The sequence below is a fragment of the Kosakonia sp. AG348 genome (assembly GCF_003337365.1).
GTDB lineage: Bacteria > Pseudomonadota > Gammaproteobacteria > Enterobacterales > Enterobacteriaceae > Kosakonia.
In genome coordinates this window covers 479426-492528 of the sequence record NZ_QPJR01000003.1, presented here as the reverse complement: position 1 = coordinate 492528, position 13103 = coordinate 479426, and the positions used below count along the sequence as shown (strand labels likewise).

The 13103-nt window shown below is 55.1% G+C and carries 12 protein-coding genes; 2 read left to right on the top strand and 10 right to left on the bottom strand.

Annotated features, from left to right (window positions below; translation table 11 throughout):
• The first annotated feature begins 1 nt into the window (after window position 1).
• The gene (gene apaG, locus DFO56_RS09510; RefSeq protein ID WP_017457892.1) at window positions 2-379 is read left to right on the top strand and encodes a Co2+/Mg2+ efflux protein ApaG; all 378 of its coding nucleotides are present in this window, start codon (window positions 2-4) and stop codon (window positions 377-379) included.
• 4 nt (window positions 380-383) lie between these two features.
• The gene (apaH, locus tag DFO56_RS09505; protein ID WP_045509981.1) at window positions 384-1232 is read left to right on the top strand and encodes a bis(5'-nucleosyl)-tetraphosphatase (symmetrical) ApaH; all 849 of its coding nucleotides are present in this window, start codon (window positions 384-386) and stop codon (window positions 1230-1232) included.
• A gap of 78 nt (window positions 1233-1310) precedes the next feature.
• On the opposite strand, the gene folA is transcribed toward apaH, so the two are convergent.
• The 10 genes from folA to fkpB form a co-directional block, all read right to left on the bottom strand.
• Complete coding sequence (gene folA / locus DFO56_RS09500; protein WP_020456510.1) at window positions 1311-1790, bottom strand: type 3 dihydrofolate reductase; 480 nt, start codon at window positions 1788-1790, stop codon at window positions 1311-1313.
• A gap of 179 nt (window positions 1791-1969) precedes the next feature.
• Window positions 1970-3832: a glutathione-regulated potassium-efflux system protein KefC gene (gene kefC / locus DFO56_RS09490; RefSeq protein WP_045509984.1), complete on the bottom strand. Its 1863-nt coding sequence runs from the start codon at window positions 3830-3832 to the stop codon at window positions 1970-1972.
• On the bottom strand, window positions 3825-4355 hold the full coding sequence (gene kefF, locus DFO56_RS09485; protein ID WP_045509987.1) for a glutathione-regulated potassium-efflux system oxidoreductase KefF: 531 nt from the start codon (window positions 4353-4355) through the stop codon (window positions 3825-3827). Before kefF ends, kefC begins: the two co-directional genes overlap by 8 nt.
• 132 nt (window positions 4356-4487) lie before the next feature.
• Window positions 4488-4721 carry a YgdI/YgdR family lipoprotein gene (locus DFO56_RS09480; protein WP_020456507.1) on the bottom strand — a complete coding sequence of 78 codons (234 nt, stop codon included), beginning with the start codon at window positions 4719-4721 and terminating at the stop codon, window positions 4488-4490.
• A 141-nt stretch (window positions 4722-4862) separates the two neighbouring features.
• On the bottom strand, window positions 4863-8087 hold the full coding sequence (gene carB, locus DFO56_RS09475; RefSeq protein WP_045509990.1) for a carbamoyl-phosphate synthase large subunit: 3225 nt from the start codon (window positions 8085-8087) through the stop codon (window positions 4863-4865).
• Between the two features lie 16 nt (window positions 8088-8103).
• On the bottom strand, window positions 8104-9252 hold the full coding sequence (gene carA, locus DFO56_RS09470) for a glutamine-hydrolyzing carbamoyl-phosphate synthase small subunit (RefSeq protein WP_044489559.1): 1149 nt from the start codon (window positions 9250-9252) through the stop codon (window positions 8104-8106).
• Between the two features lie 454 nt (window positions 9253-9706).
• Window positions 9707-10528, bottom strand: a complete 822-nt coding sequence (dapB, locus tag DFO56_RS09460; protein ID WP_020456503.1) for a 4-hydroxy-tetrahydrodipicolinate reductase — start codon at window positions 10526-10528, stop codon at window positions 9707-9709.
• Between the two features lie 136 nt (window positions 10529-10664).
• On the bottom strand, window positions 10665-11579 hold the full coding sequence (rihC, locus tag DFO56_RS09455) for a ribonucleoside hydrolase RihC (RefSeq protein ID WP_045510246.1): 915 nt from the start codon (window positions 11577-11579) through the stop codon (window positions 10665-10667).
• Between the two features lie 73 nt (window positions 11580-11652).
• Window positions 11653-12603 carry a 4-hydroxy-3-methylbut-2-enyl diphosphate reductase gene (ispH, locus tag DFO56_RS09450; protein WP_045509993.1) on the bottom strand — a complete coding sequence of 317 codons (951 nt, stop codon included), beginning with the start codon at window positions 12601-12603 and terminating at the stop codon, window positions 11653-11655.
• Window positions 12584-13054, bottom strand: coding sequence for an FKBP-type peptidyl-prolyl cis-trans isomerase (gene fkpB, locus DFO56_RS09445; RefSeq protein ID WP_020456500.1), 471 nt, complete (start codon window positions 13052-13054; stop codon window positions 12584-12586). Before fkpB ends, ispH begins: the two co-directional genes overlap by 20 nt.
• Between the last annotated feature and the right edge of the window lie 49 nt (window positions 13055-13103).

Below are 13103 nucleotides of genomic sequence, written 5' to 3'. Positions count from 1 at the left end.
TATGATCAATTCGCCCCGAGTTTGTGTTCAGGTACAAAGCATCTACATCGAGTCTCAGTCCGCTCCCGACGATGAACGCTATGTTTTCGCTTACACCATTACCATCCGGAACCTGGGGCGAACCCCTGTCCAGTTGCTCAAGCGCTACTGGCTTATCACCAATGGAAATGGCCGCGCAACGGAAGTTCAGGGCGAAGGTGTGGTTGGCGTACAGCCGCACATTGAGCCTGGCGGCGAATATCAATATACCAGCGGTGCGGTAATTGAAACGCCGCTGGGCACTATGCAAGGCCATTACGAAATGATCGATGCGCAGGGAGAAACCTTCCGCATCGCTATCCCGGTCTTCCGACTCGCCGTCCCAACATTGATCCATTAATACAATGTCTACATACCTTATTGGTGACGTTCATGGTTGCTATGATGAACTCGTCGCGCTGTTAAAACAGGTTGAGTTTTCACCTGGGCAGGACACTTTATGGCTGACGGGCGATCTGGTCGCGCGCGGCCCTGGCTCGCTTGAGGTATTGCGCTTCGTCAAATCACTCGGTGACAACGTTCGTCTGGTACTGGGTAACCACGATTTGCACCTGCTCGCCGTTTACGCGGGCATCAGCCGCAATAAGCCCAAAGACCGGCTTAATCCGCTTCTGGAAGCACACGACGCTGATGAGCTGATTAACTGGCTGCGCCGTCAGCCGCTGCTGCAAATCGACGAAGAGAAAAAACTGGTGATGGCGCACGCCGGGATCACCCCGCAGTGGGATATGGAAACCACCCGCCACTGTGCGCGCGATATTGAAGCGGTGCTGGCGAGCGACTCTTATCCGCTCTTTCTCGACGCTATGTACGGCGATCTGCCGAACCACTGGACGCCTGAGCTCAGCGGTCTTGCCCGCCTGCGCTTTATCACCAATGCGTTTACGCGCATGCGCTATTGCTTCCCGAACGGGCAACTCGATATGTACTGCAAAGACATTCCCGAGCACGCCCCCGCGCCGCTAAAACCGTGGTTTTCGATTCCGGGACCGGTGGCGCAAGAATACAGCATTGCCTTTGGTCACTGGGCATCACTGGAAGGCGCAGGGACGCCTGAAGGCATCTACGCGCTGGATACGGGCTGCTGCTGGGGCGGTGTGCTGACCTGCCTGCGCTGGGAAGATAAACAGTACTTCACCCAGGCGTCGAATCGTCAGATGGATTTGGGCGATGGCGAGGCGATTGCCTCCTGAAAATAATTTCCCCGGCCTGGGCCGGGGAAAGAGAAGAAACCTAACGTTGCCGTGCAACCGCGGCCGTAGCGCAGTGAATTAACGGCGCTCGAGGATCTCGAAACAGTAACTGTGAGAATTCTGCGCGTCCGCGTCGTGGAACTCACTGAACACGGAATCCCAGTCGTCCGGATCGTAATCCGGGAAATGGGTATCACCTTCCACTTCCGCATCAATGTGTGTCAGGTACAAACGCTGCGCTTTCGGCAGAAACTGCTCGTAAACACGACCACCGCCAATCACCATGATCTCTTCAGCACCATCGCATTGTGCAATCGCTTCATCAACGGATTTCACCCACTGCACGCGATCGTCAGTGCCCGGCTGGCTACTGATCACGATATTCTTACGACCCGGCAGCGGACGACCGATGGATTCCCACGTCAGGCGACCCATCACTACCGGTTTGTTTAACGTATTGCGTTTAAACCAGGCGAGATCGGCAGGTAAGTTCCACGGCATCGCATTCTCCATGCCGATGACGCGATCCACTGCCAACGCCGCAATCAGACTGATCATTTATTCATTCCTGGAAGCCAAAAAATTGTCGCCACTATACGGAAAGCGCAATCTTTCGTCGACGGGGCGCGAGGTAAAGAATAAGAAAATTTTCTATTCTGCTGGCGGCACCGCACCCCGAATCTGCACCGCCAGCTTGCCAGCCGTGTTGAATCAGCAAGTTATCCGTAAGCGGTAATTTACGCTTGCGGTTTAACCGCTGGTTCGTCTGCGGGATCGCCAGTATGACGCCCCTCTTCCGTACCCTGCCAGCCATGGCGCTGGGTTAATGACAGATGCGCTCTGTCTTCCGAAATGATTTCCGTCAGCATCGCACTGGTGCGTTTAAACACCGCCGCACGCGCCTGCGTATCGTTTTCCACCTGCGCCATCTCTTCCACCATTGAGGTGTTGAAGCGGCGGAAATGATCGGCGCGTTCACGCGCTTCATATGAACCCAACCCCAACCCTTCCAGCGCCAGCCTTCCCGTTTTCAGCGCCGCTTCGAAGGTTTCACGCTCCGGTTTCTCGACACCGGCCTGGCGCAAGCGAATGTAGTGATCGACGTCGCGGGCGCGGGCAATAATGCGCAGATCCGGGAAATGCTCTTTTGCCAGCTCCGTTAATTGTAGGCTGGCCTGCGGATCGTCGATGGCATTAATTAATACTTCTGCCCGTCCGGCACCGGCAGATTCCAGCAAATCAACGCGTGTCGCATCGCCATAAAACACCTTCATGCCGAATTTACGCAGCGTTTCAATATGATCGGGATCGTGATCCAGAACCACCATCTTCACGCCGCTGGAGAGCAACAAACGCCCGGCGATCTGCCCGAAACGTCCGAACCCGGCAATAATGACCCGCGCATCTTCCTCGTCGATTTCATCCGCTTCGCGCTCCTGCTGACTACCGGATGCTTCAAGACGGGCCAACAGCACCAGTAACAGCGGCGTTGCGGCCATCGACAGCGCGACCGTCAGGGTTAGCGCTTTCGCCCATTCGCTATCCAGCACCTGTGCCGTTTGCGCGGTGCCAAACACCACAAAGGCGAACTCACTCCCTTGCCCCAGCAGGGCGGCAAACCACAACCGCTGCTTGCCAGGCACGCGTAACGGACGAGCAATCAGCCACAGCACCGCGCTTTTGATCACCAAAAAACCGACCAGCAGCAGTAAGATGCGCAGCGGATGCGTCACCAGCGTGCCGAAGTCGATCGACATTCCCACACCGATAAAAAACAGCCCGAGCAGCAGGCCTTTAAAGGGCTCAATATCGCTTTCCAGCGCATGACGATACTCGGAGCTGGCAAGCAACACACCGGCAAGAAACGCGCCCATCGCCATCGACAATCCCGCCTCTTCCAGCAATAAGCCGAAACCGAAGACCAGGAACAGCGCCACGGCGCAGAACACTTCCCGCAAACCGGATCGCGCCACGAAGCGCAGCGCCGGGCGAGCAACATAGCGCCCGATCAGCACCACCAGTGTCAGCGCGGCAACAACTTTCAGCGCCGAAAGCGCGAAGGCGCTGAGCGTCATCGCCCCACCGCTGGCAGCCAGCAAAGGGATCATCGCCACCAACGGGATGGCTGCGATATCCTGGAACAGCAGCACGGAAAAGGCGCTGCGCCCCATTTGTGATACCGTCAGGTTGCGTTCATTCATCGCCTGCATGGCAATTGCCGTTGATGACAACGCCAGCGTCAGACCAATTAACACCGCGACCGGCCACGGGAGCCCGAGCAGCGCGCAAAACCCGCCGAGTAACAATCCACAACTGGCCATTTGCAGCGCACCACCGCCAAACACCGACGCACGCAGTTTCCATAAACGCTGCGGATCGAGTTCAAGGCCAATCACAAACAGCATCAGTACGACGCCGATTTCTGCAAAATGGAGGATAGATTCCGCGTCGGTTACCAGCCGCAATCCCCACGGACCAATAATGCCCCCGGCAATCAGATAGCCAAGCACCGATCCCAGCCCCAGGCGCATGGCGATCGGCACGATCAGCGCCGCCGACCCGAGATAGATCAGCGCCTGAATTAACGAATGGCTATCCATACTGCACCTCCTGCCATTCCAGTAAACGTTGTTTGTAATGGCGCGCCTGCGCCTGCAGCGTTTCATCGTCGCAAATAAACGTACAGTGCACAGCAAAAGGCGGCAGCCAGTTCATCCCGCAATAAAGCGCTGTCGCCTGCAGCGGCTGGGAAAGTACATCAAAACCGGGATGCGAGCCGATATCAAAATGGTTGTCGCCCCCCCCCGTCGTCACCGCCCACAACACGCTTTTGCCGTGAAGCGCCGTGCCACCGTGGCCATACGCCCAGCCGTGCGCCAGCACTTTATCCAGCCAGAGTTTGAATAATGGCGGCACGCTGTACCACTGCATCGGATGTTGCCAGATAACTAAATCGGCACGGGAAATCGCCTCCTGCTCGGCGGCGACGTCAATATTGAAGTCAGGATAGAGTTCGTACAGAGAACGTATTTCAACGTTTTCCAGCGTCCCTGCCTGCTCAATCATGCGCTTATTCGCATGCGAATGCTGCGGATAAGGATGGGCATAAATTATGAGGATCATTGATTAACCTGTTTTCACTACACGCTTTTTCTTGAAAGTGTAGTCAGTTAATCGTCTGGCTAAAAGCGGCAATCTGTGCGGGAATGAGGGAAAGGCATGCGGTAGCCGGAGCCACCGCAAATGAGGAAGGGATTAGTTATCCAGTTCGCTCATGTTTTTCACCTGATCGCGGTTAATCTGCTCGGTTTTTCCGGTTTCTGCATTTTTATAAGAAACCAGCCCGGTGTCTTTATCCACCTGCGGTTTGCCGTCGGTCACAATGGTGCGGCCATCAGTGGTGCGTACCGCCTGGTTGGAGGAACACCCGGCAACGGTAAACAGTGCTGCTGCAGTAAAAATCGAGGTCATCAGAAGTTTAGTTCGCATGGTTATCTCCCTGCTTTCCAGTGAATTTCATTCGTCTGTTTAGCCATTTTAGGCTAACTCACTGAACGGTGGGGAAAATGCAGAACACTCTGAAGGGGGAGTAGAGAACCCTCTCTCCACAAGGGAGAGAGGGGGAGCGGATTATTTGCTAATCTGCGCGTGCATTTCCTGCACGGAAATCACTTTTTCTGTGGCATCGGCATTCAGCGCCATCGCGGTAGCAAAGCCGCCGTTCAGCGTGGTGTCGTAGTGCACTTTATACTGTAGTGCGCTACGGCGAATCAGCTTGGAATCCTCAATCGCCTGACGCCCCGCCGTGGTGTTGATGATGTAGGTGTATTCGCCATTCTTGATACGATCCTGAATGTGCGGGCGACCTTCATGCACCTTATTCACCAGACGTGGGTTAATGCCCGCTTCACCCAGCACAATCGCCGTGCCGTGGGTCGCATCCAGTTCAAAGCCCTGTTTCAGCAGCTTCGCGGCGAGATCCACCACGCGCTCTTTATCCCCTTCGCGTACTGACAGCAGCGCGCGACCCTGTTTTTTCATGGTCGAGTTACTGCCCAGTTGCGCTTTGGCGAAGGCTTCGGCAAAGGTACGTCCCACACCCATCACCTCACCGGTAGAGCGCATTTCCGGCCCTAACAGTGGGTCAACGCCCGGGAACTTGTTAAACGGCAGCACCACTTCTTTTACCGAGTAGTACGGCGGGATAATCTCTTTGGTGTGGCCTTGCTGAGCCAGCGTTTTGCCGGTCATCACGCGCGCCGCCACTTTTGCCAGCGGCAAGCCGGTGGCTTTGGAGACGAACGGCACGGTACGCGCGGCACGCGGGTTGACCTCAATCAGATAAACTTCGTTATCTTTCACCGCAAACTGCACGTTCATCAGACCGCGAACCTGCAATTCAAACGCCAGTTTCTGCACTTGCTGGCGCATCACATCCTGGATTTCCTGGCTCAGGGTGTAAGCAGGCAGTGAACATGCGGAGTCACCGGAGTGCACGCCCGCCTGTTCGATATGCTCCATGATGCCGCCAATCAGCACGCTTTCGCCGTCGCAAATCGCATCGACATCCACTTCTACCGCGTCGTCGAGGAACTTGTCCAGCAGCACCGGCGCGTCGTTGGAAACGCTGACCGCGGTCATAAAGTAGCGGCGCAGGTCGATTTCGTCATAGACGATTTCCATGGCGCGACCGCCGAGGACGTAAGAAGGACGCACCACCAGCGGGTAAGTGATCTCTTTCGCTTTTTCAACCGCCTGCTCCAGCGCGGTAACCGTGGCGTTAGCTGGCTGTTTCAGTTTCAGGCGTTCAACGGCGTGCTGGAAGCGCTCGCGGTCTTCCGCACGGTCGATAGCGTCCGGGCTGGTGCCAATCACCGGCACACCGGCGGCTTCCAGCGCGCGCGCCAGTTTCAGCGGTGTCTGGCCGCCGTACTGCACGATAACGCCTTTCGGTTTTTCGATACGCACAATTTCCAGCACGTCTTCGAAAGTAACCGGTTCGAAGTAGAGACGGTCAGACGTGTCGTAATCGGTCGACACGGTTTCCGGGTTACAGTTGACCATGATGGTCTCGTAACCATCTTCGCGCAGCGCCAGCGACGCATGTACGCAGCAGTAGTCGAATTCAATGCCCTGGCCGATACGGTTTGGCCCACCGCCGAGCACCATGATTTTTTCGCGATCATGGTTCGGATTGGCTTCGCACTCTTCTTCGTACGTGGAGTACATGTAAGCGGTATCGGTCGCAAATTCCGCCGCACAGGTATCCACACGTTTATAGACCGGGTGCAGATTATACTGATCGCGCAGCTTACGGATTTCCGCTTCGCGCACGCCGACCAGTTTTGCCAGGCGCGCATCGGCAAAACCTTTACGCTTCAGGGTACGCAGGAAGTCAGCGTCGAGACCGTTGATCCCCACGCTTGCCACCTGCTCTTCCAGGCGCACCAGCTCTTCGATTTGCACCAGGAACCAGCGGTCGATGTTGGTCAGGTTGAACACGCCATCAACAGATAAGCCCGCACGGAACGCATCGGCGATATACCAGATACGCTCAGCGCCCGCGTCTTTCAGCTCGCGACGGATTTTCGTCAGGGCTTCCGGGTCCTCAAGGCTCACTTTTGGGTCGAAACCGGTCGCGCCCACTTCCAGGCCGCGCAGCGCTTTCTGCATCGATTCCTGCTGGGTACGACCAATCGCCATCACTTCACCAACAGATTTCATCTGCGTGGTCAGACGGTCATTCGCGCCCACAAATTTCTCGAAGTTGAAGCGCGGAATTTTGGTCACAACATAGTCGATAGATGGTTCGAACGAGGCCGGGGTACGCCCGCCGGTGATATCGTTCATCAGTTCATCCAGCGTGTAGCCCACCGCCAGTTTCGCCGCGACTTTCGCAATCGGGAAACCGGTCGCTTTCGACGCCAGCGCCGAAGAACGCGATACACGCGGGTTCATTTCGATAACAATCAGACGACCATTTTTCGGGTTTACCGCGAACTGTACGTTCGAACCGCCGGTTTCAACGCCGATTTCACGCAGCACCGCCATCGAGGCGTTACGCATGATTTGGTACTCTTTGTCGGTCAGCGTTTGCGCAGGAGCTACGGTGATGGAGTCACCGGTATGAATGCCCATCGCGTCGAAGTTTTCAATCGAGCAGACAATGATGCAGTTGTCGTTTTTATCGCGCACCACTTCCATCTCGTACTCTTTCCAGCCAATCAGCGACTCATCAATCAGCAGCTCATTGGTCGGCGAGAGATCCAGCCCGCGGGCGCAAATCTCTTCGAACTCTTCGCGGTTATACGCGATACCGCCACCGGTGCCGCCCATGGTAAAGGAGGGGCGAATAATGCACGGATAACCAACATCAGCCGCCACCGCCAGCGCTTCATCCATGTTATGCGCGATACCGGAACGCGCCGTGTCGAGGCCGATTTTTTTCATCGCAATGTCGAAGCGACGGCGGTCTTCCGCTTTATCAATCGCATCGGCAGTCGCGCCAATCATGGTGACGCCGAACTCTTCCAGCACGCCCTGGCGTTCCAGTTCCAGCGCGCAGTTCAGCGCGGTCTGGCCGCCCATGGTCGGCAGAACGGCATCCGGACGCTCTTTTTCGATAATTTTGCGTACCACTTCCCAGTGGATCGGCTCGATATAGGTCGCATCGGCCATCTCCGGGTCGGTCATAATGGTCGCCGGGTTGGAGTTCACCAGAATGACGCGGTAACCCTCTTCACGCAGCGCTTTACATGCTTGTGCGCCAGAGTAGTCAAATTCACATGCCTGGCCGATAACAATCGGGCCAGCGCCAAGGATCAGGATGCTTTTTAGGTCTGTACGTTTTGGCATTGCTCTTTTCTCCTGATTATTTGGCGGTATTACGATACTGCTCGATTAACTCAATAAAGTGGTCAAACAGCGGCGCGGCGTCGTGCGGGCCAGGACTTGCTTCCGGGTGTCCCTGGAAACTAAACGCCGGTTTATCGGTGCGATGAATGCCTTGCAGCGTGCCATCGAACAGGGATTTGTGCGTTACGCGCAGATTTGCAGGCATTGACGCTTCATCAACCGCGAAACCGTGGTTCTGCGCAGTGATCATCACGGTATTGTTATCAATATCTTTTACCGGATGGTTACCGCCGTGATGGCCAAACTTCATTTTCACCGTCTTCGCACCGCTCGCCAGCGCCAGCAGCTGATGGCCCAGGCAGATACCGAACACCGGAATATCCGTTTCAAGGAAAGTTTTAATCGCCTCGATAGCATAATCGCACGGTGCCGGGTCGCCAGGGCCGTTAGACAGGAAAATGCCGTCCGGATTGAGTTTCAGAACATCCGCCGCCGGGGTTTTCGCCGGAACCACCGTCAGTCTGCAACCTCTGTCTACCAGCATGCGCAGAATGTTGCGTTTTGCGCCGTAATCGTATGCCACAACGTGGTACGGCAACTCACTCTCGCTCTTCGCCGGCGGCAGGTCACCCGCCAGTGTCCAGCTGCCTTGCGTCCAACTGTAGGTTTCCGCCGTTGTGACTTCTTTCGCCAGGTCCATACCGTTCAGGCCCGGGAAGGCTTTCGCTTTTTCCAGCGCCAGCGCGGCATCAACATTATCACCAGCAATGATGCAGCCGTTCTGCGCGCCCTTTTCACGCAACAGACGAGTCAACTTACGGGTATCAATATCAGCAATCGCCACAATATTATGGCGCTTCAGATAAGAAGAGAGGTCTTCGGTACTGCGGAAGTTGCTGGCGATCAGCGGCAGGTCGCGAATGACCAGGCCTTGCGCATGTACCTGAGAGGACTCTTCGTCAGCGGAGTTGGTGCCGACATTGCCGATATGAGGATAAGTAAGAGTAACGATTTGGCGGGAATAGGAAGGATCAGTGAGGATTTCTTGATAACCGGTCATTGAAGTATTGAAAACGACTTCCCCAACCGCCGTGCCCGTTGCCCCTATGGCCCGACCGTGAAACTGGGTTCCGTCTTCCAGAACCAATAGCGCTGACTTAATCAAAACACCCTCCAGAGAATATTCACTCACTTTATTTGCATATTAATTCATATTGAGAACCTGAATCAATGCAAATTTGCTTGCCGTGGATTTTTGGCAAACGGCGGCATTCTGGAGAGATGTCGGTTAAAAGTCAACTTTTCTCCGGTATTTTTCTTATTGTTTTACGCCATTGCCTCTTATTACTGGATTTAATCGATAAAAAGATCAGACAAACTCACAGGGAAAACGCTTGCGTGTAGAGAAAATTGCATTTTATGGCGATGGATATCAAAAAAGTAGACCAGATGGTCAAAATTTACAATTGAGAAACATAAAAAAGAGAGATAAAGAGAGATTATGGCAGGTTTGGATAAAATGAAGGATGAAAAAGGAAAAATAAAAGGGCAATAAAATATTGCCCTTTGCAATCAATTGATTATGACTGCAACAACCACATCACGATGGGTAATAAATCTTATAAATTGTTGAGATCAAGCACGTCTCGCATATCAAAAAGGCCATTACTCTTTCCTTTCAGCCACAAAGCAGAACGAACCGCGCCATTGGCAAAAGTCATGCGACTGGAGGCTTTATGTGTGATTTCAACACGTTCGCCAATATCGGCGAACATCGCTGTATGTTCGCCGACGATGTCGCCTGCTCGCACCGTGGCAAAGCCAATCGTGCCGGGAACACGCTCGCCGGTATGCCCTTCACGCGCATAAACGGCACACGTTTTTAAATCTTTATTCAGTGCACCGGCAATCGCCTCGCCCATCGCCAGCGCCGTTCCCGACGGAGCATCGACTTTGTAGCGATGGTGCGCTTCGATAATTTCGATATCGGTATACTCACCCATAACTTTCGCCGCTTTCTCCAGCAGCTTCAGCATGACATTGACGCCAACGCTAAAGTTGGCAGCAAAAACAATGGCGATATCTTGTGCCGCCTCGGTAATGGCCTGCTTGCCTGCGTCATCAAAACCGGTAGTGCCAATTACCATTCCTTTACGGTGTTGCCGACAGAAAGCCAGGTGCGTCAGCGTGCCTTCCGGGCGGGTGAAATCGATGAAGACATCGAAATCCTCCTTCACCGCCTCAAGACTGCTCTGCACGGTCACACCGGTTTTCGCCGCGCCCGCCAGTTCACCTGCGTCGCTTCCCAGCAGAGAAGAACCTTCGCGCTCCAGCGCCGCGCCAAGTTCGACGCCATCCATTGCCAGTGCCGCCTGAATCAGCTGGCGGCCCATACGCCCGCCAGCGCCCGCGATGGCTACGCGGATTGGTGCATCATGCATAGTTGTGCTCTTTTGTTAAAAAAATGCGTAAGAATCGTTTCCAGATTAACCAGCCCGTGTCGGAGCCACCAGCCGAAAACGCCGATAATAAGAAATTAATGATATACAGCCGGAAATATCAGTAAAAGGCATGACGTTAAGGTGCCAGCGCCAGCACCTCGGCTACCCAATGACGAAAACCCTCTACGTCGATTTCCAGCGCCACCTGTGCATTGGGTTGTCGCCCCAGTTTGCCTTCAATATCCACCACCGTTGTTCCTGCGGTGTATTGCCCCTGAGTCTCCACGGCAACAAAACAGGGTTTCAGCGTAAACAGTTCCGGACGAGCCAGCCAGGCGATAGCGCAGAGATCGTGCATCCGCAGCCCGGTCGCCATGCTGCCGCTGCGATAGTGGCTAAACAGCGCATGTAACATTTTGCCGGTATTGTTCAGCGCCGGCAGCGTCGCCAGATATTCCGGTGTCAACGTTGCGCGGTTGGTCACATCCAGCCCGCACATCACGATCTCCAGCCCGCTATTGAACACGCGCGCAGCGGCCTCGGGATCGATAGCGATATTAAATTCGGCATTGGGCGTAAAATTGCCGCGCCCGGCAGAGCCTCCCATCATCACCAGACGGCGAATATTGAACTGACACTCCGGGTAATGCGTTAGCAGCAGCGCAATGTTGGTTAACGGGCCGATAGTGACCAGCGTTACCGGTTCCGGCGAAGCCAGCAGTACGTCGCGGATTGCCTGAAAGGCAGGGACAGCCAATGGCTGGCGCTGATGCTCAATAAAATCGTAGCCATCCATGCCGGATTCGCCGTGTACGTCGGCGGCGCTGTACAACGGCCGCAGCAGAGGTGTTGCCGCGCCCTGCGCCAGCGGGATATCCGCATGCCAGAAATTCAGTAGTTGCAGCGCGTTACGGGTGGTTTTTTCCAGCGAAACATTACCGGCAACGGTGGTGATAAGTTTGAGATCGCACTGCGGCACGAACAGCGCGGCGGCAAGGGCAACGGCATCATCGATACCGGGATCGGTGTCGAGAATCATGGGAAAACGCATCACGCCTCCAGAATTATCCATAAAAAATGCCAGACTCAGTCTGGCATCTTCGCATAAACCTTCGCGTAAAACGTTATTCGACTTCGCGAACATCCACCCGCAGCTCTTTCGGCACTTCGAAGACAATATTCTCTTCGCGCCCTTCCAGCGGGATCGCTTCGCCGCCGCCCAGTTCCTGCAAGCGGACAATAACATTTTGCACCAGGATATCCGGCGCGGAAGCCCCGGCGGTGACGCCCACGCAGTTAATGCCTTTTACCCATGCCTCCTGAATATCAGAGGCGTCGTCGATGAGATACGCCGCTTTCCCCATCCGCTGTGCCAGTTCGGCCAGACGGTTAGAGTTAGAGGAGTTTTTCGAACCGACCACCAGCACCACTTCCGCCTGCTCCGCCAGCGCACGCACAGCTTCCTGCCGGTTGGTAGTGGCGTAGCAAATATCGTCTTTGCGCGGGCCGACAATCTGCGGGAAGCGCGCGCGCAGCGCGTCAATCACATCTGACGTATCGTCCACGGAGAGCGTGGTTTGCGTCATAAACGACAGTTTACCCGCGTCTTTGATATCCAGCGTGTCGACATCTTCCGGCGATTCAACCAGGTACATTCCCCCTTTCGGGTTGCTGTACTGGCCCATGGTGCCTTCTACTTCCGGGTGACCGGCGTGACCAATCAGAATCGCTTCTTCGCCACGACGGCTGGCGCGTGCCACTTCCATATGCACTTTGGTGACCAGCGGGCAGGTAGCGTCAAAGACAGTCAAATCGCGGCTTTTCGCTTCGTTACGCACCGCCTGAGAGACGCCGTGGGCGGAGAAAATCAGGATCGCGCCATCCGGCACTTCGCTGATTTGCTCAATAAAGATTGCGCCACGTTCACGCAGGCTATCGACAACATAGCGGTTATGCACCACTTCATGGCGCACATAAATCGGTGCGCCGTAGAGAGCCAGCGCGTTTTCAACAATGCTGATAGCGCGGTCAACGCCGGCGCAAAAACCGCGCGGGTTAGCCAACAGGATCTGCATTTGTTTCCTCCAGTGCCGGATCAACTTCCAGCACGTCGATATCAAAATGAACCGTTCTGCCCGCCAGCGGATGGTTGAAATCGACGGTAATCGAATCACCGTTGACTTCACGGATCACGCCCGGCATTTCGCTGCCGTCCATTGCGGTAAAGAGCATAATCGCACCGACTTCCGGCTCACCGGCATCCATAAATTCACGGCGCGAGAAGTACTGAATCAGATCCGGGCTCGGCGTGCCGAATGCGGCGTCTGGCTCCAGAGAAAAGACTTTTTTCTCCCCGGCTTTCAGGCCAAGCAGATGTTGTTCCAGTCCTTCGGAGAGTGAACCGTCGCCAAGGCGAAACAGCGCCGGTTTGCCATTGTTGCGGGTTGACTCGGCAAGAGAGCCATCTTCGAGCTTAAGCGTGAAGTGCACCAGCACCGCGCTATCGCTCTGTACGGATTTAGACATGCAGGTTGCTCTTTATGTTTTCGTATTGTATTGCCCGGCAGCCTTAGCT

Bases quoted from the DNA above. Each gene is read 5' to 3' on its own strand.
- ispH (WP_045509993.1), bottom strand. From the start codon at position 12,603: ATGCAGATCCTGTTGGCTAACCCGCGCGGTTTTTGCGCCGGCGTTGAC.
- DFO56_RS09480 (WP_020456507.1), bottom strand. From the start codon at position 4,721: ATGCGAACTAAACTTCTGATGACCTCGATTTTTACTGCAGCAGCACTG.
- carB (WP_045509990.1), bottom strand. From the start codon at position 8,087: ATGCCAAAACGTACAGACCTAAAAAGCATCCTGATCCTTGGCGCTGGC.
- rihC (WP_045510246.1), bottom strand. From the start codon at position 11,579: ATGCGTTTTCCCATGATTCTCGACACCGATCCCGGTATCGATGATGCC.
- fkpB (WP_020456500.1), bottom strand. From the start codon at position 13,054: ATGTCTAAATCCGTACAGAGCGATAGCGCGGTGCTGGTGCACTTCACG.
- apaH (WP_045509981.1), top strand. From the start codon at position 384: ATGTCTACATACCTTATTGGTGACGTTCATGGTTGCTATGATGAACTC.
- folA (WP_020456510.1), bottom strand. From the start codon at position 1,790: ATGATCAGTCTGATTGCGGCGTTGGCAGTGGATCGCGTCATCGGCATG.
- dapB (WP_020456503.1), bottom strand. From the start codon at position 10,528: ATGCATGATGCACCAATCCGCGTAGCCATCGCGGGCGCTGGCGGGCGT.
- apaG (WP_017457892.1), top strand. From the start codon at position 2: ATGATCAATTCGCCCCGAGTTTGTGTTCAGGTACAAAGCATCTACATC.
- kefC (WP_045509984.1), bottom strand. From the start codon at position 3,832: ATGGATAGCCATTCGTTAATTCAGGCGCTGATCTATCTCGGGTCGGCG.
- kefF (WP_045509987.1), bottom strand. From the start codon at position 4,355: ATGATCCTCATAATTTATGCCCATCCTTATCCGCAGCATTCGCATGCG.